At 68.0% G+C, this 21,773-nt stretch carries 16 protein-coding genes; 2 read left to right on the top strand and 14 right to left on the bottom strand.

Annotated features, from left to right (window positions below; genetic code table 11):
* The first annotated feature begins 67 nt into the window (after positions 1-67).
* On the top strand, positions 68-355 hold the full coding sequence (locus JDV75_RS11625; protein ID WP_198739397.1) for a hypothetical protein: 288 nt from the start codon (positions 68-70) through the stop codon (positions 353-355).
* Here the strand turns inward: JDV75_RS11625 and JDV75_RS11620 are convergent.
* The 10 genes from JDV75_RS11620 to JDV75_RS11575 all read right to left on the bottom strand — a co-directional run bounded on the left by JDV75_RS11620 (position 352) and on the right by JDV75_RS11575 (position 17,486).
* Positions 352-1,665, bottom strand: coding sequence for a DUF2254 domain-containing protein (locus JDV75_RS11620; RefSeq protein WP_198739396.1), 1,314 nt, complete (start codon positions 1,663-1,665; stop codon positions 352-354). The two genes, JDV75_RS11625 and JDV75_RS11620, sit on opposite strands and share 4 nt — an antisense overlap.
* A 152-nt stretch (positions 1,666-1,817) precedes the next feature.
* Positions 1,818-4,151 carry a phosphoribosylformylglycinamidine synthase subunit PurL gene (gene purL, locus JDV75_RS11615; RefSeq protein ID WP_198739395.1) on the bottom strand — a complete coding sequence of 778 codons (2,334 nt, stop codon included), beginning with the start codon at positions 4,149-4,151 and terminating at the stop codon, positions 1,818-1,820.
* Positions 4,152-4,188: 37 nt separating this feature from the next.
* Positions 4,189-4,860 (bottom strand): phosphoribosylformylglycinamidine synthase subunit PurQ, encoded by a 672-nt coding sequence (gene purQ, locus JDV75_RS11610; protein ID WP_198739394.1) that lies wholly within the window; start codon positions 4,858-4,860, stop codon positions 4,189-4,191.
* 5 nt (positions 4,861-4,865) lie between these two features.
* Complete coding sequence (gene purS, locus JDV75_RS11605) at positions 4,866-5,105, bottom strand: phosphoribosylformylglycinamidine synthase subunit PurS (RefSeq protein WP_198739393.1); 240 nt, start codon at positions 5,103-5,105, stop codon at positions 4,866-4,868.
* A 243-nt stretch (positions 5,106-5,348) separates the two neighbouring features.
* A complete protein-coding gene (locus JDV75_RS11600) occupies positions 5,349-9,974 on the bottom strand; it encodes a hypothetical protein (protein ID WP_198739392.1) in 4,626 nt (1,541 codons plus the stop codon).
* Positions 9,975-9,978: 4 nt separating this feature from the next.
* Positions 9,979-10,851 (bottom strand): DUF4132 domain-containing protein, encoded by an 873-nt coding sequence (locus JDV75_RS11595; protein ID WP_198739391.1) that lies wholly within the window; start codon positions 10,849-10,851, stop codon positions 9,979-9,981.
* 146 nt (positions 10,852-10,997) lie between these two features.
* Entirely contained in the window at positions 10,998-12,788 is a 1,791-nt protein-coding gene (locus JDV75_RS11590) for an alkaline phosphatase D family protein (RefSeq protein WP_198739390.1), read from the bottom strand.
* A 277-nt stretch (positions 12,789-13,065) separates the two neighbouring features.
* A complete protein-coding gene (locus JDV75_RS11585) occupies positions 13,066-13,545 on the bottom strand; it encodes a glutathione peroxidase (protein WP_198739389.1) in 480 nt (159 codons plus the stop codon).
* A gap of 11 nt (positions 13,546-13,556) precedes the next feature.
* Positions 13,557-15,002 carry a cation:dicarboxylate symporter family transporter gene (locus tag JDV75_RS11580; protein WP_198739388.1) on the bottom strand — a complete coding sequence of 482 codons (1,446 nt, stop codon included), beginning with the start codon at positions 15,000-15,002 and terminating at the stop codon, positions 13,557-13,559.
* Positions 15,003-15,326: 324 nt separating this feature from the next.
* Complete coding sequence (locus tag JDV75_RS11575) at positions 15,327-17,486, bottom strand: S9 family peptidase (RefSeq protein WP_198739387.1); 2,160 nt, start codon at positions 17,484-17,486, stop codon at positions 15,327-15,329.
* Between the two features lie 412 nt (positions 17,487-17,898).
* Between JDV75_RS11575 and JDV75_RS11570 the strand changes: the two genes are divergently transcribed.
* Complete coding sequence (locus JDV75_RS11570) at positions 17,899-19,593, top strand: SLC13 family permease (protein ID WP_198739386.1); 1,695 nt, start codon at positions 17,899-17,901, stop codon at positions 19,591-19,593.
* Between the two features lie 88 nt (positions 19,594-19,681).
* On the opposite strand, the gene JDV75_RS12055 is transcribed toward JDV75_RS11570, so the two are convergent.
* From JDV75_RS12055 to JDV75_RS11560, 4 genes are all read right to left on the bottom strand, one after another.
* Positions 19,682-19,897 (bottom strand): ABC transporter ATP-binding protein, encoded by a 216-nt coding sequence (locus JDV75_RS12055; protein ID WP_232958474.1) that lies wholly within the window; start codon positions 19,895-19,897, stop codon positions 19,682-19,684.
* A gap of 87 nt (positions 19,898-19,984) precedes the next feature.
* A complete protein-coding gene (locus tag JDV75_RS12050) occupies positions 19,985-20,188 on the bottom strand; it encodes a hypothetical protein (RefSeq protein ID WP_232958473.1) in 204 nt (67 codons plus the stop codon).
* A gap of 2 nt (positions 20,189-20,190) precedes the next feature.
* Positions 20,191-20,484, bottom strand: coding sequence for an ATP-binding cassette domain-containing protein (locus tag JDV75_RS12045; protein WP_232958472.1), 294 nt, complete (start codon positions 20,482-20,484; stop codon positions 20,191-20,193).
* A 384-nt stretch (positions 20,485-20,868) separates the two neighbouring features.
* Positions 20,869-21,762, bottom strand: coding sequence for a phosphoribosylaminoimidazolesuccinocarboxamide synthase (locus JDV75_RS11560; protein ID WP_198739385.1), 894 nt, complete (start codon positions 21,760-21,762; stop codon positions 20,869-20,871).
* Positions 21,763-21,773 lie beyond the last annotated feature (11 nt).

Genomic DNA, 21,773 nt, shown 5'->3' with positions numbered 1-21,773 from the left:
GGTGGGGGTGAGGTATGGTCGGCTCCGACCGGAAAGAAGAAACACACACCGACACGGGGACGGGACGATGACCCAGAGCACCTACGCGATGAGCCTCCTGCGGGATGCCGGGGGCCTCGGGCTCTCCGGTCTGATCCTGATGCTGCTGTTCATCGCGATGCCTGTGACGGCCGTCCGGCTGGAGCTGCGGCGCAACTCGGACCCGTTCCGCCTGATCCTGGTCTTCTCCCTGGTCACCCTGCTTCCGGGCCTCGGTTTCCTGATCTGGTACGTGATATACCGGCGGGAGCAGCTGCGGGACCTCCGGGATGCCGCGGCCACCGGGGACGGGCCCGACGCCGGGGACACTGACTAGTCCCCGAGGCTCTCCGCTCCGCGGGTACGGCACGCACAGGCCTTCTGTGCCCGGCGGTACCGCAGCCGGATGTCGTCCAGGTCCGCGGCGTTGGCCACGGTCCGCCGGGCGTCCTCCCACACCAGGTCGGCATGGTGCCGGAGGTGGTCCAGGCGTTTCCGCGCGGTGACGATACCCGCTACGTCCCCCAGCCGGTCGAGCAACCGGATGTACACCGCGGTACAGCCGGACGCGTTCTGCCGGAGCTGGTGGAACATCGTGTCGACGAGGCCCTCGAACGTGGTGACGGCGAACTCGACGCGCAGCATGTCGTTCCGGGCGATGACGCCCCGCGGGAGTTCGCGGTTCTCCAGGCGGGCGAGCGACTCCGCGAACCGGTCGATGACGCCCATCGCCGTGAACGGATCGTTCGTGCCCGGGCTGAGCGCCCGGACCCCGACCTCTAGTAGCTGGTTCACCGAGAACTCGAGGTCCTGCGAATCATCCCTGTTGGCACCGAGCAGCAGGCAGCCGGTGATGCCCTCGGGGGCCTCTCCCCCGTGCACCACACGGGCTATCTCCGATCCTGTGAGGAGGTAGTCACCCGGCCGGACGAGAAGCTGCACCACGCAGTCGTTCTCCTCGGCGATGTCCGCGAGCCGGGAGTAGTCGATCTGCTGGACGTACCCGCCACGGTCGGTGAACACCGCCGTCGCATCGTCGAAGAACCCGTCGACGGCCCGTGGGAAATCACCCTGTTCCTCGGCCAGCTCGGTCCCCCGCCGCAGTGCGCGGGAGAGGTCCCCGCTGAGGAGGTTGACCACCCGGGTCATGTTGATGGACTGCGCCATGTGGTTGATGTAGTAGACGAGGAACCCGATGCAGAGCGCGGCGTAGACCATCGCGACGCTGACGTTGTAGTGCGGAATGAACACCATGTCGCCGTTGCCGGCCGAGACCGCCCGGAGACTGAACAGCGAGAACGCGAACGTGGCGAGGAAGATACCCAAGGTGGCCTGGATCCCGCGGTCCGAGAGGAAACTGTGCAGCAGTCGGGGCCCCATCGTGGAGATCACGGATGAAAGGGCGGCGATGGTGATGGAGAACAACGTGCCCGCCACACCGATGGACATTCCCGTCATCGCGGACAACAGGCCCCGGGCACCTGACTCGCCGCCGGCGTACACGAACTCCAGGGAACCCGGGACACCGAGGTGACGTTCCAGCACGATCAGGGACTGCGCCAGCGCCACCGATAACAGCACCATGACGGCGGGCAGGAACCAGAACAGACCGAACGCACGGACGAGGCGGTGCCGGAGGAAGCTCATGGGGTGAGTGTATCGGTCACGGCCACCCCGGCTCTCCGCGGTCGGCGCGGGGCGCACCGGCGCCGGCTCCGCTCCGTGGGCGGGGCGGAAATGGTGGAGGGCCCGGTACCTCGCCAGCTGCGGTACCGGGCCCTCCACGGGGTCTCCCTGGCCTACTCCACCACGGAGTTCGCTCCGACGGCGTGGCCGAAGATTCCGGGCAGGGTGGCCTGCCAGGCCTCGCGCAGTTCGGTGACCGAGACCTCGAGGTCAACCCCACCGCTGACGCGGATGAGTGCGGCGTCACCGAGTTCGGTGGTTGTGCCGAGCTTGGTGAACGGAACACCCTTGACGCCGGCGCGGCGCTCGAGTTCCTCGGCGTCCTCCGGGGCACAGGCGACGAGGACGCGGGACGCGGACTCGGAGAACAGCGCCACGAAGGGGTTGTCGTGGACGCCGGAGAGGTCGATGTCCAGGCCGATGCCGGTGTCCCGGCGGGCGATCATCGCGAGCTCGGCCAGTCCCTGGGCGAGCCCGCCCTCGGAGAGGTCGTGCGTTGCGGTGATGACCGGAGATTCTCCGCCGTCGACGGTCTGCGCGGAGAAGAGATCCGCCAGCGCGGCCTCGTCGGCGAGATCCACGGTCGGGGGCATGCCGGCGAGCTGGTCGTGGTTGACCTGCTGCCAGATGGAACCGCCGAACTCGTCGCGGGTCGCACCGAGGAGGTAGAGCATCTCGCCGCCGTCGACGGTGCCGAGCTCGTGCCCGATGCGACGTTCCACGTCGTCGATGACGCCGAGAACGCCGACGACGGGCGTCGGGAGGATCGGCTCGGTGCCGGTCTGGTTGTAGAAACTGACGTTGCCGCCGGAGACCGGGATGCCGAGTTCGACGCAGCCGTCGGCCAGGCCGTGGACGGCCTCGCGGAACTGCCACATGACGTCGGGGTTCTCGGGGGAACCGAAGTTGAGGCAGTTCGTCACGGCGACAGGGCGGGCACCGGTGACGGCGACGTTGCGGTACGCCTCGGCGAGTGCGAGGCGGGCACCGGTCTCCGGGTCGAGCTTGGTGTAGCGCCCGGAGGCGTCCGCGGAGACCGCGACACCACGCCCGGTGCTTTCGTCGATGCGCAGCACGCCGGAGTCCGCGTTGCGGGCGAGCACCGTGTTGCCGCGGACGTAGCGGTCGTACTGCTCGGTGATGAACGCCCGGGAGCACAGCGCCGGGGAGGAGATCATCCGCATCCAGGCGTCGTGGATCGCGGCGGCGTCGGTGGGCCTGTCCACCTCGACGGGCCGTTGGAGGTCGTCCTGCCATTCCGGGCGGGCGAAGGGGCGCTCGTAGACGGGGCCCTGGTGGGCGATGGTGTGCGCGGGGGCGTCGACGACGGTCTCCCCACGGTGGGTGATCACGAGGTGGTCGTTGTCGGTGACCTCACCGATTTCGGCGCAGGCGACGTCCCAGTGGGCGCAGATCTCGAGGAAGCGGTCGACGTTCTCGGGTGCGACGACGGCGCACATGCGTTCCTGCGACTCGGAGGCGAGGATCTCGGCTGCGGTCATGTTCCCGGCGCGCAGGGGCACGGCGTCGAGGTTGACGAGCATGCCGCCGTCGCCCGCGGCGGCGAGTTCACTGGTGGCGCAGGACAGGCCCGCGCCGCCGAGGTCCTGGATGCCGACGACGACACCGGCGCGGTAGAGGTCGAGGCAGCACTCGATGAGGACCTTCTCGGCGAAGGGGTCGCCGACCTGCACGGCGGGGAGCTTGCGCTCGGCGCCCTCCTCGAAGGTGTCGGAGGCCAGCACGCTGACGCCGCCGATGCCGTCGAGGCCCGTGCGGGAGCCGAACAGCATGACCTTGTTGCCCAGCCCGGAGGCGAAGGCGAGTTTGAGGTCCTCGGTCTTCAGGGTTCCCACGCACAGGGCGTTGACGAGGGGGTTGCCGGCGTAGGAGGCGTCGAATACGGTCTCGCCGCCGATGTTCGGCAGGCCGAGGCAGTTGCCGTAGAAGCTGATGCCGTCGACGACACCGGGCAGGACACGGGCGGTGTCGGGGGCGTCGGCCGGGCCGAAGCGCAGCTGGTCCATGACGGCGATGGGGCGGGCCCCCATGGCCATGATGTCGCGGACGATGCCGCCGACGCCGGTGGCCGCGCCCTGGTGGGGCTCGACATAGGAGGGGTGGTTGTGGGATTCGACGCGGAACGTGACGGCGTGACCGTCTCCGATGTCGACGACGCCGGCGTTCTCACCGATGCCGGCGAGGATCTTCGAGTTCATCTCGTCGGTGGTGGTCTCCCCGAAGTAGCGGAGGTGCACCTTGGAGGATTTGTAGGAGCAGTGTTCCGACCACATGACGGAGTACATGGCGAGTTCGGCGTCGGTGGGGCGGCGGCCGAGGATCTCCTTGATCCGGGCGTACTCGTCGTCCTTGAGCCCGAGGCTGGCGTAGGGCTGTTCGGCGTTCGGGTCGGCGGTGGCGGCGTCGACGGTGTCGTTGAAAGTCATGGTGTTTTTCTCCGGTGTCCTTCTCGTGGTGGCGCGGTCAGGCACCGATGTGGCTGATGGCGGACAGGAACAGTTCCAGGCCGTCGGTGGATGGTCCGGTGAGCTTCTCGACGGCGTGCTCCGGGTGCGGCATCAGGCCGACGACGCGACCGTCGGCGCTGCTGACGCCGGCGATGGCGTTGACGGAGCCGTTGAAGTTGTCGGTGTAGCGGAACACCACGCGGCCCTCATCCTCCAGCATCTTCACGGTCTCGGCGTCGGCCTGGAAGCGACCCTCGCCGTGCTTGGCGGGGATGAGGATCTTCTGCCCCTGTGCCAGCGTGTTGGTCCACGCAGTGTCCGCGTTGGCGACCTCGAGATAGGTGTCCACGCAGTGGAAGTGCAGACCCTCGTTGCGGGTCAGTGCCCCGGGGAGGAGGTGGGCCTCGGTGAGGATCTGGAAGCCGTTGCAGATCCCGAGCACCGGCATGCCCTTGTGCGCGGCGTCGACGACCGCGCGCATGACGGGGGCCAGCGCGGAGATGGCACCGCTGCGCAGGTAGTCACCGTAGGAGAATCCGCCGGGGACGACGACCGCGTCGACGCCCTTCAGGTCCTCGTCAGCGTGCCAGAGTTCGTGGACCTCGGCGCCGGCGATGCGGGCCGCGCGGGCGGCGTCCACGTCGTCGAGGGTGCCGGGGAAGGTGATGACACCGATTTTCGCAGCCACCGGGTTCACGCCTCCCCGCGGACGATGGTGAACGTCTCGATGACGGTGTTCGCGAGCAGGGTCTCCGCGAGGTGGTTCAGCTGCTCATCGGTGACGGTGTCGTCCACCTCGAGTTCGAAGCGCTTGCCCTGTCGGACGTCCGTGACGCCGTCGATTCCGATTCGCCCCAGGGCACGGTGCACGGCCTGCCCCTGGGGATCGAGGATCTCTGCCTTCGGCATCACATTCACAACTACACGGGCCACGGTGTGTCAGCTCCCTATTTCACTGGTGTCAGGGGTGGTTCCGGCCCACGTGCCGTGGGCCGGGGTTAACGGCACCAAGACTACCGGTTGACGGGGGCATTCACACAGCTGCCAGGGGGTATTCGCGAAACGGCGTTACACCACCTCTGCCGTTGTCGTGGCGGTTCCACGGAGGGGGCGACCGCAGCCCGTGAAATAGGCCGGGGCCGGTTCGCCGGGGCGCGGGGTGACCTGCCCCGGCGCCTACCGGCGCTTCCGGAGGTAGGCGCCGGTGCGGAGCTCGGTGTAACCGGGTTCATCGCCACCCCGGATGCGCTCCCAGACGTCGAGGTAGAGCTCAGCCGGGGGAACGACCTGCGGACAACCGGGGATCATGCCGTGCACGCAGTCGTCTTCCCACAGCAGGTGGTGGGGGGCCTTCCACACCTCCATCGGGCGGTCGGGGCCGGACGCCTCCAGCCAGCCCCCGGGGAGGAACCTCGCCCGGTTGGCACCCTTCCGCTTGGCCTCGATCACCAGTCCCCGCTGCAGCAGCTCGGTGGCGGCTGCGTCGAGGTCCTTCCCGGTCCACCCGTTGAGTTCCCGGATGAGCCTGTCGTCGGGGGCGGTCAACGCGAGGAGCTCGAGCCAGTAGCGGGCCGCGTCCGTGCCCAGTCCCTTGGTCTCCGCCACCTCCTGCACCAGGTGCGGGACAGCCACCACCGGATCCCACCGGCGCGGGTCCGGTGGGAACCCGCCGGATTCAAGCCAGCTGATGAGATCGTCCATGCCGCCGGCGGCGATGATCCGGGCGAGAACGGGAACTGGCTGGTCGTCCACCAGCTCCCAGCTGTTGTCGGGCCCGGGGACGGGGACCAGTTGGTCCCATTCCCTCCGCCGCGTATCGGGGCACCGCCGCACCCAGTCCGCGGCCGCCCTCATCTGCCGCGCGATCCAGGCTGCCTCGTCGACGGTGATGGAGCACTCCACCGCTATGGTGATCAGCAGGCCGAGATAGCTGTCGCGGACACCGGTGTCGTCGACGACCTCCCCGCCCCGCAGCAGCCGTCGGATGTTCCGCTCCTCGGGGTCGGTCTGCCTCCCGACGAGAAGGTCCAGGTCCGCATCGGTCAGTCGGACCGCGGGTTCGCCGAGGACCCGGCCGATCGCGGCGACCACAGCATCGGTGTCCGGGTTTCCGGCGGTGAATGCCGTGGGGTCGTCGGGGTCGACCGCGGCGGCGAGGATCGCCGCGCACTCCTCGGGCTCGAACTGGTCGATGATCTCGCGCGCCGTCTTCGACTGCTGCACGGTCAGCCCCAGCAGGGCGCGTTCCTCCTTCGTCTCCCGGTGGGTGGAGGGAAGGGGTGCAACGAGGAGCCGGAGCAGGACCCGGGCGGGTACGCCGGTCGCCCGGGCGATGGTGTCGACGCCGGCCCGGAGCTCCTCCAGACGCTCGGCCGCCTGGGGTTCCCGGGCATCGACGGCGTCGAGCACCGCGGTGAGTGCCGGAGCGCTCAGGGAGGTGTCCACACTGTCCCCGAGGTCGACCCCCATCCAGTGCCGCTTGTCCTCCGGCGCGAGCAGCACGATCCGGTCTCCGCGTCCGGTGGATCCGGTGCAGTCGTGGTCGTACCTGTAGCTGATGACGACGCAGTCGTCGTGCCAGCCCTCGTACAGGGTCCCGGTGGACTCCACGGCGTCGGCCGGAACCTCGACGTAGCGCCAGCCGTTGCACACCAGACCGGCCTTCAGCAGCGAGCGGACGAACCCCACGGCCTCGCGACGCAGCTCCGGCGACAGGCACGGAGCGGCGACGAGGGCGGCGAGCGCCCGCTCGTTGCCGATGAAGCCGATGCCCCAGTTGATGCGGTCCCATTCCTCGTAGCCGTAGCTGTGCAGCTCACTCCGCCGGATGGCGAGCCCCAGCTTGGTGAGAAGTGCCCCGTAGTTGTTGAGCCCGCCACCACCGGTCCCCAGGTACCCGTGGATGTAGGCGTCGAGGTCCTCGCTGATGTCGGGAACCCGGACCTGTTTGTCGACCGGGGGGTGGATCTCGTTCATCTTCCGCGCCACTTCCGCGCTGCGCCGCACGAGTCCGTCGATGGCGTCGATGACCACCGCGTCCCGGGTTCCGAGGCGCTCGGCGATGAGTTCGCGCCGGTGACCGGGGGTGAGACCGTCGTCGAGCAGCGGGGCGACATCGCCCGCGGTGACGGTGCGCAACCTGGTGCTGAGGGTCTCATCGCGGGCGGAGAGGAAGTGGAGACAGGTGTCCGGAAGATGGTCGAGGTAGCTGTGGCGGCCGTCCCCCTCGAGACTCAGTGGGAGCCTGCGTCCGGTGTCCGCGTCGATGAATCCGTCGGCGCAGTTGACGACGACTCCCCCGCCCGGGCGGGCGATCGCCGTGGTCGGGCTGAGCCGCCGGTCCCGGGGAATACGGAATGTCCCCAGCGGGCCGATGATGTGGTGGAACGGGCCGTGATCCACCGGGAAGTTCAGGTGCCAGCCGCCGCAGTGCCCGGTGAGGCTGTCCGCCGTGGTGCCGGTGATGACGGGCAGACAGGTGGCATACTCCATCCTGTGCACCGTGTCCCGGTCCGCGTCGGGGTCGGCGGGGAACTCCCACACCGCGGGCGGAAGAACACCCAGGTCGAGGTCGCCGACGGGGACGCCGAGTTCGGTGAGGCGTTCGGGCCAGAGCCGCAGGTCGATCTCCCCGAGACTCTCGCCGGTCCGGGGATCGAAGCGCGGGCAGGCGTGGTGCACCAGGGACCGCACGCCGACGACGGCCGACGGGGTGACCAGCACGGGTGACTGCCAACGGTTCGCGGTGACATCGCCGTCGGTGATCAGCCCGTTCGCGGTGATCCTGCCGGCGTCGATCTCCCAGCTGGCCGAACCCTCCACCGACGTGACGAGCTCCCCGGTGTCGTGCCCCGCATCGTCGCCGCTCCAGAAGACACTCTCCTCGTGGGCGTGGCGGGCTTTGTAGCTGACCCGGACACGGTTGCCCACCGTCCGCACACCGACGAACTCGCCGACCTCCCCGGGGACCTGCAACTCGCACACGATGCCGTCGCCGTCGAACACCACGACGAATCCGCCGCAGCTGACGGCGTGCAGCGGCCAGCTCTCGTGGATCTTCAGGGGATCGAACTCCCAGCCACCGGGCACGGTGCGGCGGGTGTCGGTGTCGGCGGCGAGGGTACGCACGCGCTCCACCGCCTCCTCCAGGGCGGGGAAGGTGTACTCCACCGCCATTCCGGAGCGGAGCGCCGCCGCGAGCTCCTCGGCCCGATCGAAGGCGAAGATGCGCTCGATCGCACCGGGGTTGGACTCGTCGATCCTGGGGTCCCGCAGTCGTTTGACCGGCCCGTCGAGGAATCGCTCGAGCGCCTCGAAGCTCCCCGTGGCGGCCGCGCGCTCCGCGGCGAAGTCGGTCAACCGCATGTTCAGCAGCGCGGTCGCGCCGGGGTGGCCGAGCACGGTGTCGGCGTGGTGCGTTAGGAAACCGGGGTCGAGGCTCCGGGCGGCGACGGGCCCGAGGACCGGGTCGGCGGCGAGGTGGCCCAGATCTCTGCGGGGTTGCCCGGCGTCCTCATGCTCACCCTCCAGCCAGCACAGCCACGGTTCGTCCAGGGAATCGGCCCGGACCGGGTCGCGGAAGGACCGGGGCGCGAAAACCACTCCGGCGGCGCACAGCGCGTCGAGAAGGTCGAGGCTGAGGCTCCGGAGGTCGCGGGAACCGCTTCGCCTGCCCGCCAGTGCGTCGTGGCAGGCGTCGATGACCTCGATCAGGTGCGGGGTGGCGGGTACCTCCCCGGCCGCACCGCCGCGAAGCTCGTCGACCAGGCGGAGGAGCAGGTCACCGGTGGCTCGGGGATCGGCGGTGACGGACCGCCAGATCCCGCTGTCCCGGAGCAGGAGGAGGTAGTCGTCGACCCCGAGTTCGCGGGGGCGCACCTCGAGGAACCACGACGCCGTCTCCGGGTGCCGTCCGATGTGGCGGATCAGGGAGTCCCGTACGGAGTCGAAGAACTCCGCCGGCGCCCGGCGAACGGCCGCGAGTCCGATCACGTTCCCGAGGAGCAGCTCATCCACCCGGTCGGGGTCAAGCCCCGCGGCGGCGCCGACGTCGCGGAGATCACGGGCGAGATCGGCGTAGGGGGGCCGGCCGCCCACGGCGATCCGGGCCGTGTTGAGCTCGAGGAGGTAGTCGAAGGCGTCCCCGGGGTCCGCGAAACGCCGGACGGCGGACTCGGCTTCGGCGGTCATTTCTCCGGCACCCACGATGCCCAGGGACGAGAATTCGGTGAATACGGCGCGGTGGCGGTCGGGGTCGACGGGAACGTCGTGGGCGCGTTCGATCTCGCGGGCACGGCCGAAGAACTGCAGGGCCAGCGCGTCGTTGCCGACGTCGTGGAGGATCCGCGCGATCTCCTCGAAGAGCGGCGGGACGAGGTGTGGGGCCGAGGCCATGAGTTCGGCGGCGAGTTTCTCGAAGCGTTTCTTCACGTCCCCGGGGCGCGAGTGCGCCACCCGGCGCGCCCATTCAACGTCGCCCACGAGGTTCAGGGTCTGGCGGGCGTTGCCCGGGTCCACCAGGATCGGCCAGGCCGGGAAACCGATCGCCGTCGGACGTATCTGTCCGACTCCGGCCGTGCGGGTGCGGGTGAACCCCTGGGTTGCGAGGGCAGTGTCCTCGGCCACCAGCAGGGGCTCCGCGACGAGCCGCACGATGGTGTGCGCGGGAGAAGTGTAGGTCGCGGCCATCAGGGGGACAGACCGGGTGTTGACTGGTGCTTCCGTTTCCGGGGGTAGGATCGCGCCGCGGTCAAGCTCCGGGTCGACGGCGTGCGGGGTGGACATCGTTTCTCTGTCGGCCATGGCGCTACCATCCGTCTGTTTCGGTTTCCGGGGTGCTGCCGGCGTGGATGTACTCCCCCATGCGGATCGCCTCGGAGTAGGCGACGGGGCCGACGTACTCCGGGCTGATCGTCCGCCCGTCGCGTTCGAAGTACAGGTGGTCGAGGTCCGCACCGTCGTCGGGTCCGTAGGTCCTCAACTCGAGGACCGCTGTGGTCAGCTCACCTGATTCCCGTACCGTGACGCGGATACCGTCGAGGCCGGCGACGAACCCGGCGTCGCGGGCGCGTTCGAGGAGCTCGGAGGTTTCCTCGTAGGTGCCGTCCGCGTAGGCGCCGAGGGAGGCACGCAGCGTCTCCTCGTTCCCGGGCCTGGGGTGTGTCTCGCGGAACAGCTGTTCGGTGTGCTGGTGGATTCCCGCTCCGGTGGCGAGCTCGCGCCAGGCGGCGATTCCGGGTATCTCGGCCGGGTGCGGGAAGTTCAGCGTCCCGGTGCCGGTGACGGCCAGGGTGGTGATCGCGCCGTCCGGGCCGATCAGGTGCAGCCCGCGGCCATCGATTTCGTGCAGCAGACCGGTGACGGTGCCGGAGTGGATGAGGAGACCGGCCAGCCAGTGGCGCCAGGCGCTGTCCTCCCAGACGGCCGCGATCAGGGCGAGGGGGACCTCGTCGCCGTTCAGGAACCACCCGAGGACCGTGGAACGGCATCTCTCGTCGTGACGGATGAGCAGTTCGCGGGTGGCGGTGAGGGAGTCGAAGGCCTCCGTCTTCCGCACTTTGGCGGGGATTGTCTTCAGCGGTTTTCCGCGGGCGTTGCGGCAGCGGATCTCCCCGCCATCCAGCGCCAGCTGATAGCCGTCGACGTCGATCCACTGCAGTGCGGGGGCACTGTCTGTCATGGGGATCTCCCAATCCGGGAAGGTGCGGGGACCGCACCGTGGTTACACGGTCCCGGTACCGGGTCCGTGAATGTTCCTCTGCGAAAAAACACTACAACGACAGCGCACCTGCGGTCACCGTTGTTTTGTCGGCAGGCGCCCCCTCCTCACCCGAACGCGGAGCGGACCACGTCGACGGGGGCGTCCACCCGGTGGGTCCCGGGGTGTCCCGCCGCGGTGGCGTAGCTCTGCGCCCAGTAGGAGGGGGCGTCCGGATCGAGGACCGTGGCCGTGTGGAACCAGTCGGCCTGGGTGCGTTCGGGCGTGACGTCGATGCAGAGATACCCGTGGTAGCGCAGGTCGATCCACTTGAACCAGGGGTCGAGGTCCCGCAGGGTCAGCTGCGCGGAGACCATCGCGGGTGCCGTGACCGCCTCGTACGCGCGGTTGTCCGTGACGGCGTCGAAGACGGAGGCACCCGTGATCGACGGAGCGACGAACTCCGTGGCTGCCGCCTCCCCGCCGCGCATCCGGCGGTAGGTGAAGGCGTCGCGGGGGATGTTGGCGGCCCACGAGGTGTGGATGTCACCGGTGAGGAACACCACGTCATTCCGCCCGGCGGCGACGATCGCGTCGATGAGGCGTTGCCGTTCGGCCATGTAGCCGTCCCACTGGTCCGTGTTCACGGCCAGCCCGTTGGTCGGGATCCCGAGTTGGTTGACCAGCCAGTCGTGGATGACGGGGTCGAGGGTGTCGGGGATGGTCAGCGGCGCGAACATCACCTCGTTGCCGATCATCTGCCACTGGGCGGTCGAGGTGGTCACCGCGTCGGTGAGCCAGTCGAACTGGGTCTGCCCGAGCATGGAACGGGAGTCCCGTCCGACCGCTCGGAGGAAGTCCGGATCGGTGACGTTCGCCGGCCCCTGTTCGATCTGGACGTCCCGGTAGCTGCGCAGATCGGGGATGATCAGTTCCATGAGCCTGCCCCACCGCAGGGTGCGGTAGAGGTGCCGGTCGTCCGCGGCACCCTGGGTACGTACCGGCATCCACTCGAAGTAGGCGCGGGTCGCGGCCGACTTGAGCGCGGCGAACTCGGCGCCGGACCACTCGTTGTCGCCCGTGGCCCCCGCCCGCCAGGTGTTGTCGGCGAACTCGTGATCGTCCCAGATGCAGACCATCGGTTTCGCGGCGTGCAGATCCGCGAGGTGCGGGTCCCGGTGGTAGCAGCCCTGCCGGATCCGGTAGTCCGCGAGACTCACCGTCCGGTGCGGTGGCTGCACGGGCCGGGCGACGGTGCCGTATGTCCCGGTGTAGCCACCGGTCTCGTACTCGTAGGTGTAGTCGCCGAGGTGCAGCACGAACTCGATGTCGTCGCGGGCGGCCATGTCCCGGTAGCCGAGGAAGAAGCCGGCCTCGTAGTTGGCGCAGCTGGTGACACCGAAGCGGACGTTCGCGGTGTGGTCGAAGCGTCCCGGCGCTGTCCGGGTGCGGCCCGTCCGGGACACGGAACCGGCGGAGGGACCGTCGAGGACGGTGAAGCGGTAGAAGTAGGTCGTCGCGGGGGCCAGTCCGGTGACGTCGATCTTCACCGTGTGGTCGAACGCGGCGCTCGTGTGTTCGCTGCCGCCGCGCACGATGCGGCTGAACCCGGGGTCGAGTGCAACCTCCCATCGCACGGTGGTGTTGTCGCCGAGTCCGGAGCCGGGGGTCGCCTCCGGCGTGGGGGTGACGCGGGTCCAGATGATGACGGCGTCCGGGAGTGGGTCACCGGACGCGACGGAGTGCAGGAAGGCGGAGCCGTCCGGGGTGGCCGGATCGGCGTACGCGACCGGCATCGTGGACGCAATGCGGGTTCCCGCGAGTGCCGCGCCGGCGAGGGCGGTGCTCCGGAGGAAGGTGCGGCGGTCGAGACCACGGATCTCGGCTCGACCGGGCGAAGGACGTGCGGCGTGCGGCATTCTCGGGTCCCCTGGGCTGGTCCGGTGGGTGGCTGCCTCCGGGGGAGCTGTTCCGCCCGGGGGTACCGCAGCACGGTATCAATGCCCGGGGAGCGTGGCCGGCGCCATTTCCGCAGTTCAGAGCCATCCGCCGGGTGATGTCACCGGGGAGTCCGCGGCATTTCACCGGGTTTTCACCGGGCGGCCGGGCCGGAGTCACCGTACGGGGGTGGGGTGGGTGCGGTGCACCCGGCGCGTGCGGCGACGATGCCCTTCGCCTGCCGAAGACCCCGCACGGTCAGATCGGGAGGTTCGCCTCGATCAGTTCGATGATCTCGTCGTCCTCCGGATCGGTCCGGGGGTCGAAGCGCCCGAGGACCTCTCCCGCCTCATCGACGACGAACTTCTCGAAGTTCCAGGAGATGTCCTCCCCACCGGTCTCCTTCTTGAGGAAGGTGTAGAGGGGGTGCTCGTTCTCCCCGTTGACGTCCGTCTTGGCGAGCAGCGGGAAAGACACTCCGTACGTCGAGGAGCAGAACTCGGCGATCTCCCCCGCGTCGCCCGGCTCCTGCGCGCCGAACTGGTTGCAGGGGACACCGATGACGAAGAAGCCGCGCATGCGGAACTCGTCGTAGACGTCCTGCAGCCCCTCGTACTGTCCGGTCAGACCGCACTCGCTGGCGGTGTTGACGATGAGCAGGACGTGGCCGGCCCAGTCGGCCATGGTGGTGTCACGGCCGTCGAGCGTGGTCACGGGAATGTGGTGGAGGGAACTCATACCGTCCGAGTCTAGTGGCTCCGGTATGCGTCCAGGTCCACCTGCGGGGTGGGCTGGAGCCGTTCCGTGGCGGGGTTGACCACGGTCGGGTTCTTCAGGTCGACGGTGTCGTCCACCTCGGACTCGATGTAGGGGATCTTTCCGTCGAGGACGTCATGGACACGCTGGCTGTCGATCGTCCCGGTCCAGCGGCCGACCAGCAGGGTGGCCACGGCGTTTCCGGAGAAGTTGGTCAGCGCGCGGGCCTCGGACATGAACCGGTCGATGCCCACGATGATGCCGACGCCGTCGAGGAGCTCGGGGCGGTGGGACTGCAGGCCGGCGGCGAGGGTGGCGATACCCGCACCGGAGACGCCCGCGGCGCCCTTGGACGCGATGATCATGAAGACGAGCAGGCTGATCTGCTCACCCATGGCGAGCGGCTTGTTCATTGCGTCGGAGATGAAGATCGAGGCCATGGTGAGGTAGATCGCGGTGCCGTCGAGGTTGAAGGAGTAGCCGGTCGGGACGACGATGCCGACGGTGGGCTTCTCGACGCCGATGTGCTCCATCTTGCGCATGAGGTTCGGCAGGGCGGACTCGGAGGACGACGTAGCGACGATGAGCAGGTACTCGCGGGCCAGGTACTTCGCCAGCTTGAAGATGTTGAATCCGCCGAAGACACGGAGCACGGCGCCGAGGACACCGAAGATGAAGATCACACAGGTGATGTAGAACGCGATCATGAGGATCGCGAGCTGCTTGACCGCGTCGATTCCGGTCGCGCCGACGACGCCGGCGATGGCGCCGAACGCGCCGATCGGGGCGAGCCACAGGATCATCGTCAGCATCTTGAACACGAGCTTCTGCAGGTGCGCGATGCCGGCGAGAATCGGTTCCCCGGTGCGCCCGAGCGACTGGAGCGCGAACCCGACGAGGAGGGCGATGAAGAGGGTCTGCAGGACGGAGCCGGAGGTCAGCGCGGAGAAGATCGTCTCGGGGATGATCGACTGGATGAAGCCGATGGTGCCGCCGCCGTGCTCGGCCTTGGACGCGAAGCTCTGTCCCGCGTCCCGGGTGGCCTCGATGTTCAGGCCGTCACCGGGCTGGATCAGGTTTCCGACGACCAGGCCGATGCCGAGGGCGAAGGTGGACATCGTGATGAAGTAGGTGAGCGCGATGCCGCCGGCCTTGCCGACGGAGGCCGCCGCCCGGACGGAGCCGATGCCGAGGACGATGGTGCAGAAGATCACCGGGGAGATCATCATCTTGATCAGGGACACGAACATCGTGCCGACGACCTTGAAACCGGCGGCGGCCTCGGGCGCGATCAGACCGAACGCGATGCCTGCGACGACGGCGACGATGACCGCGATGTAGAGCCAGTGGGTGCTGTCCTTCTTCGTCTTCGGCTCGGCGATCCGCGGACCGGAGGCGGTGGGACCCTGCGCGACGGGCAGGGAACCGGATTGCGTCATGGGAAGTCCATTCATGAGCGGGGCCGGAGACTGGCTCCGGCCCGTGGTGGGTTGGTACGTGGCCGGAGTTCGCCCGGCGATGTGGTGACAGTACGCCCACGGACACCCCGGAGCAACGCCCCCGGAACCGAATCTCCTACGCCACGAAGGTGACAGTCGACCACCCCGCGCTACGTCCTGCTCAGACGCGGCAGCAAAAACGCTGTAATCAGGGGGTATGCCAGAAAATACCCCTGCCCTGCAGCCCCCTCAATCACCCCCATGCGGGGCCGGCACCATCACGCCACCCGGGCACGACCGGACGCCGGCACGCGTCACTCCGGACTAGTCGGTGCGGCCCGTCGCCTGGTTGATCAACCAGGCGTACTCGAACGCGGTCTGCCGCCAGCGCTCGTAGCGACCGGAGACCCCACCGTGTCCGGCCGACATCTCCGTGCGCAGCAGGAATTCGCCCGCCGTCGCGGTGGTACGGAGCTTCGCGATCCACTTCGCCGGTTCGACGTAGAGCACCCGGGTGTCGTTCAGCGAGGTCACGGCAAGGATGTTCGGGTACGGCTTCGCCCCGATGTTCTCGTAGGGGGCGTAGGAGGCCATGTACTCGTACGCGGCCTTGTCGTGCAGCGGGTCCCCCCATTCCTCCCATTCGGTGACGGTGAGCGGCAGTTCCGGCATCAGCATGCTGGTCAGGGGGTCGACGAAGGGCACCACGGCCTCGATCGCCCGGAACCTGTCGCCGCCCATGTTCGCGACCGCGCCCATGAGCAGACCACCGGCGGATCCACCGAGGGCGACGAGCTGGTCGCGGGTGGTCACGCGGCGGTCGAGGAGATCATCGGCGACGTCGATGAAGTCGGTGAAGGTGTTCTTCTTCGACATCGTCTTGCCGTTGTCGTACCAGAGGCGGCCCATCTCCCCGCCGCCGCGGATGTGGGCGAAGGCGGTGATCATGCCGCGGTCGAGCATCGACAGCCAGGAGACCGAGAAACCCGGGTCCATGGAGGATTCGTAGGACCCGTAGCCGTAGAGCAGCGTCGGGTTCGGGCGGGTCAGGTCGAGATCGGTGCGGTGCAGGAGGGACACGGGGATCCGGGCGCCGTCGCGGGCGGTGACCCACAGGCGGGTCGCCGTGTAGTCCCGGGGATCGTAGCCGCCGCGCACCTCCTGCTCCTTCAGCAGCACCCGCTCGCCGGTGGCGACGGTGTAGTTGTACAGCTGGGCCGGGGTGACGAAGGAGGTGTAGCTGAGCCGGATGACGGGGGCGTCCCACTCGGGCTGTCCGCCGGCGCCGACACTGCTCAGTTCCTCGTCGAAGCGGATCTCCTCGAAGGTGCCGTACCCGTCGGCGTCATCCAGCCGCATGACCGCGACCCGGCCGATGGCCCCGGCGCGGTAGGCCAGGACGATGAAGTCCCTGTAGGTGTCCACGCCCTCGACCCGGACGTCGTCACGGTGCGGCACCAGCTGGCGCAGCGAACGCAGGTCCGTGAGCTCGCCGACGGCACACTCCCCGACGGCGAAGTTCGGACCGTCGGCGTTGTGGGTGACCAACCAGCGGTCCTCGCCGTCGATGACGGCGTGGTCGACGTCATACTCGATGCCGTTCTCGCGCGGGAGCAGACACCGGAACTCTCCCGTCGGGTCGTCCATGTCCAGTACCCAGGTCTCGCTCGTGGTCTTGGATCCGGTGCTGATGAGCACGAACTTCTCGCTCCGGGAGGTTCCGACACCGGTCCAGAACCGCTCGTCCGGCTCGTGGAACACGCGCACGTCCCCTTCCGGCGGGGTGCCGACCCGGTGCCGCCAGACGGAGTCCGGCCGCCAGGCATCGTCGACGCGCTGGTAGAAGATGTAGTCCTCGCCCACCCAGGTCGCACCGTAGGAGATGCCCTCCAACTGGTCGTCGAGGAGCTGACCGGTCTGCAGGTCCTTGATCCGGAGGGTGAAGCGCTCGTCGCCGGCGGTGTCCACCGAGTAGGCGAGGTAACGGCCCGAACGGGTCACGCTCGATGCCCCGAGGGCGAAGAACTCGTGCCCCTCGGCGAGTTCGTTGCAGTCGAGGATGACCGTCTCCCCCTCGAGCGTGCCGTCCTCCGGGATGACCGGTGGCACCCAGGCGTCGGCCCCGGGTTCGGCGGGCACCCGGCAGGAGATGCCGTAGCTCGACCCCTCGACGGTCCGACCGAAGTACCACCAGCCGCCGGCACGGGTGGGGACGGACATGTCCGTTTCCTTAACCCGGGACCTGATCTCGGCGAAGATGTTCTCCCGCAGGTTCTCCAGGTCGGCGGTCATCGCGTCGGTGTAGGCGTTCTCCGCGCGCAGGTGGTCGAGAGTCTCCTGCGATTCCTTGTCCCGAAGCCACTCGTAGTCGTCCACGAGACGATAGCCGTGGTGCTCCCGGATGACGGGATGTCTGGCCGCCAACGGCGGGGTGACGGTGTTCGGTTCGTTGCTTTCTCGTGCTCCGGAATCAGCGGTGTCCATTGTGCCGATGCTACCCGCCGACTCCTCCGGACGCCGGCCCGGAGCCGGCCGACCCAACGGTGGGCACGGAGGTTCACACCGGACCCGGCTATCAGCTCATCAACAGCATCCACACAGGAAATATCACCCCCTTTCAACACCCCCGTTATTCCGGTTTTAGGCGGCACTGACCACCGGTTTCGCCACACCGCAGAGACCCGCGCCATACTGCAGAGTCGATTGTTAACTGTCAAACAGGCCCTCACGTTAGATTTAGGTTGCACACCGTCTCGCCCCGAAAGCAGACGGAGTACCTGCACCGCGCCTCGGAACCAGACTCCGATCCCGGTCCGGAGGTCCGGTTCCGCTGTCGCCGTGGAACGACAACCACCCGCAGGCACCCGCTGTGACGTACGCAGTTGAAAGAGGCACCATGTCCAAACCGATCGACAACATCGGCGACCACGAATCCATCGTGTCGCACCCCTATCTCTCAGCGAAGTCACATGGCGACGTCGACCCGTTCGAACATCACGACATCGGTCCCGGCGCACCCGAGAAATCCCCGGGACAGCTGGCCGAACCCGCCGAGCGCAAGGAGATGATCCGGCAGCGGACGGGTCTCGTCGCCGGTGTGATCCTGGCGGCGCTGATCTACTGGATCATGCCCCAGGACTCCACCACCCACGAGATGCGTGCCACCGCGGCCATCGCTGTCCTGATGGGCGCGTGGTGGATGACGGAGGCGATCCCGATCCCGATCACCGCGCTCCTGCCGCTGGTACTGTTCCCGGCCTTCAACGTGGCGAAGATCAAGGAGTTCTCCGGTGCCTACACCTCCTCGGTGATCTTCCTGTTCATGGGCGGGTTCATGCTGGCCCTCGCCATGCAGCGCTGGAACCTGCACCGGCGCATCTCCCTGCACATCGTCAAGGCCATGGGCACCTCCTCCGCGACGATCGTCCTCGGATTCATGGTCGCCACGGGGTTCCTCTCCATGTGGGTGTCCAACACCGCGACCGCCGTGATGATGCTGCCCATCGGTGTCTCCGTGCTCACCCTGATCAACAACAGCCTCGACGCCGACAGACGCCACGAACTGGGCGAGGATCCCGCCGCCCTGGACGATTCCGAGGGCGGTCCGGCGGAGCCGCCGAAGACGAACTTCGGCATCGCCCTGATGCTGGGCATCGCCTACGCCGCGTCCATCGGCTCACTGGGCACCATCATCGGTACCCCGCCGAACACACTGCTCGCCGGCTACATGGCGGATCAGGGACATCCCATCGGTTTCGGTCAGTGGATGCTCGTCGGTGTGCCGCTCGCCGTCGTCCTCATGCTCATCTGCTGGTTCGTTCTGGTGAAGATCCTGTTCAAGCCCGAGGTCGACCACATCCCGGGCGGCCGGGAGATGATGAACCGGGAGCTCAAGGCCATGGGGTCGATGTCCACCGGTGAGAAGCTCGTCGGCATCATCTTCGTTCTCGCCGCCGCCTCCTGGATCGGCATCCCGCTGCTGTTCAAGGGCACGACGTTCGCGGGCAACTTCAGCTCCGCCGTGATCGCCATGGTCGTCGGTATCCTGCTGTTCATCATCCCCGCGGACCTGAAGAAGGGCACGCCACTGCTCGACTGGCACACCGCCCTCGAGCTGCCCTGGGGCGTGCTGCTGCTCTTCGGCGGCGGACTCGCGCTGTCCAAGCAGTTCTCCGGCACCGGTCTCTCCGAGTGGATCGGAACCCGCGTCGGTTACCTGGACAATCTGCCGATCTTCCTGCTGATTCTCGTCGTCGCCGGTATCGTCCTGATACTCACGGAGTTCACGTCCAACACCGCGACCGCGGCCACCTTCCTTCCGGTCGTCGGCGGCGTCGCCGTCGGACTGGGCATGAACCAGATGTACCTGGCCATCCCGGTCGCACTGGCCGCGACCTCGGCCTTCATGCTGCCCGTGGCCACCCCTCCGAACGCCATCGCCTACGGTTCCGGGTACGTGTCCATGAACAACATGGTCAAGACGGGTATCTGGCTGAACCTCATCGCCCTGGTCCTGATCACGGTCCTCGTGATGACCATCGGCGTGGCGGTGTTCGACCTCAATGTGCCGCTGACGACGACCGCAGGCTGATCCATGGCCGGTGTACGCCGACCGTGCACCGGCCACCACGAGAACGGCGCCTTCCTCCCCCGGGCAGGGAGGGGGCGCCGTTCTCTCGCTATCCGGACGGTCCCGCTCTGACTGCGACCGGGGCCGGCCCGCGGACTCCACCGTGGTCGAGGATCCCCGCATCCACGCCGTACACCGCGGCCAGGAGCTCCGGGGTGAGAACCGCGCGGGGTTTCCCTTGTGCGACGACGTGACCGTCCTTCATCACGGGCAGCTCGCCGCAGAAGCGGGCCGCCGGGTCGATGTCGTGGATGGCCGTGAGCACAACTGCACCGCTCTCCGCGGCCCGGCCCGATCATCTCCAGCAGGAACAGCTGGCGGTGCAGATCGAGCGCGGACGTGGGCTCGTCGATCAGCATGCCGTGGGTTTGGCGCCGGGCGTCTGGGCCACCGCGGTGAGCTGACGCTGACCGCCGGACAGTTCGGAGATGAATCTGTCGGCGAGCTTTCCGCCCGAGAGTTCCGTCATCGCCCGACCCGCCGGTTCCACGGCGCGGATGTCGGTGCCCCGGACAATGCGGGCCCGACGTGCGGCGATCGGTACCGTCTTGAACACCGTCAGTTCCGCGATGTCAGGCAGACCCTGGAGTACCTAGCCGACGATCCGGCGCAGGGAACGCCCCCAGCGACTCGCCGTCCACCCGCGCGCGGCTGCCCCACCCCCGACACGTGGATGCCGACGATGGACTCGATCAGCGTCGACTTGCCGGACGCATTCGGACCGAGGAGCCCGACGACATGCCCACCGGCCCCGGTGGTCGCGGTGAAATCCTCGATGACGCGTCTGCGCCCGTACCCGACGGTGAAGCCGTACAGTTCGAGAACAACGCGGGAGCCACGGTTGTCGTTCACCACATCAACCTCCTCCGGGGCAGGATGCTGGCGATGAAGCTCGAGACACCCACGAGCGCGGTGACGATGCCGATGGGGACTCCGTGGACTTGTCCGCGGAGCCGACGGCCCGACCCTGGCGGAGTCATGGCCTGCGCTGCTGCATCCGGTGAGCACGAGGCTGCGACTGCCGGTGCCACGCCCACTGTCTCGATGCAACTCAGTGGTACTCCGGCTGGTGAAAGAAAACAGTCACCTCCCGCTCTCTGACGGAACTGGGCGGCAATTCTGTATCGGATAATTGTCACCGGCCGGTTCTCCCCTGAGGAAGATGCTACTCAACGAATCTGAAGCAATGTGGCGTAGTAAACAATATTGTGGGGGTGGGGCCGGAGCCCCGTCGGGTCAGACGCAGGATCCGATCCAGTTGCCGAACTTCTCACCGGACACCCGCTCGTACGCCTCTATGTAACGCTCCCGGGTGGCCTCGACGACGCCACCCGGCAGCGGCGGCGGCTGCGTGTTCGAGGACTTGTCCCACCCCGACTTCGGCCCGGTGAGCCAGTTGCGGACGAACTGCTTGTCGAAGCTGGGCTGGACCTTGCCCTCCTCGTATTCGTCCGCGGGCCAGTAGCGGGAGGAATCCGGGGTCAGCACCTCGTCGGCCAGGACGAGTCTCCCGTCCTCGTCGACCCCGAACTCGAATTTGGTGTCCGCGAGGATCAGGTCGTGTTCGAGCGCGAGCTCGGCCGCCCGGGTGTAGATGGCGAGCGTCGCATCACGGAGCTCCGTCGCGCGGGCCTCACCGAGACGCTCGGCGACCTCTTCGAAGGTGACGTTCTCGTCATGATCCCCGAGCTCGGCCTTGGTGGCCGGGGTGAAGATCGGGTGCGGGAGTCGGGAGGATTCCCGCAGTCCCTCCGGAAGCTCGATCCCGCAGACCGCCCCGGTCTCCTGGTACTCGGCCAGCGCCGAGCCGGTGAGGTAGCCGCGGGCCACACACTCGAAGGGGATCATCTCCAACTTCCTGCACACGAGGGCCCGGCCGAGAACCTCGTCCGGGATCCGCTCGTCGTCGATGGGACCCGCGAGGTGGTTCGGGAAGTCGATGGCGTCGAAGAACCAGACGCTCATCGCAGTCAGGATGCGGCCCTTGTCGGGGATCTCCGTGTCGAGGATGTGATCGTACGCGGAGATGCGGTCGGACACGACCATCAGCAGGTTGTCATCGTCGATCTCGTAGATCTCGCGGACTTTTCCCGCTGAGAGATGGTTGTACTGGGAGAGTTCAGGGCGCATGTGGACACAGT

The organism is Corynebacterium meridianum, assembly GCF_016342265.1.
In the GTDB taxonomy this organism is placed as follows: domain Bacteria; phylum Actinomycetota; class Actinomycetes; order Mycobacteriales; family Mycobacteriaceae; genus Corynebacterium; species Corynebacterium meridianum.
The sequence above is the reverse complement of the archived record's forward strand: the minus strand, read 5'-3'. Positions and strand labels throughout refer to the sequence as shown.

Coding starts and splice junctions, on each gene's coding strand:
- JDV75_RS11585 (WP_198739389.1), bottom strand. CDS start 13,545: ATGAGTTCCCTCCACCACATTCCCGTGACCACGCTCGACGGCCGTGAC.
- JDV75_RS11560 (WP_198739385.1), bottom strand. CDS start 21,762: ATGCGCCCTGAACTCTCCCAGTACAACCATCTCTCAGCGGGAAAAGTC.
- JDV75_RS11580 (WP_198739388.1), bottom strand. CDS start 15,002: ATGACGCAATCCGGTTCCCTGCCCGTCGCGCAGGGTCCCACCGCCTCC.
- purL (WP_198739395.1), bottom strand. CDS start 4,151: ATGACTTTCAACGACACCGTCGACGCCGCCACCGCCGACCCGAACGCC.
- JDV75_RS11625 (WP_198739397.1), top strand. CDS start 68: ATGACCCAGAGCACCTACGCGATGAGCCTCCTGCGGGATGCCGGGGGC.
- JDV75_RS11575 (WP_198739387.1), bottom strand. CDS start 17,486: ATGGACACCGCTGATTCCGGAGCACGAGAAAGCAACGAACCGAACACC.
- JDV75_RS11570 (WP_198739386.1), top strand. CDS start 17,899: ATGTCCAAACCGATCGACAACATCGGCGACCACGAATCCATCGTGTCG.
- JDV75_RS11595 (WP_198739391.1), bottom strand. CDS start 10,851: ATGACAGACAGTGCCCCCGCACTGCAGTGGATCGACGTCGACGGCTAT.
- JDV75_RS11620 (WP_198739396.1), bottom strand. CDS start 1,665: ATGAGCTTCCTCCGGCACCGCCTCGTCCGTGCGTTCGGTCTGTTCTGG.
- JDV75_RS11590 (WP_198739390.1), bottom strand. CDS start 12,788: ATGCCGCACGCCGCACGTCCTTCGCCCGGTCGAGCCGAGATCCGTGGT.
- JDV75_RS11600 (WP_198739392.1), bottom strand. CDS start 9,974: ATGGCCGACAGAGAAACGATGTCCACCCCGCACGCCGTCGACCCGGAG.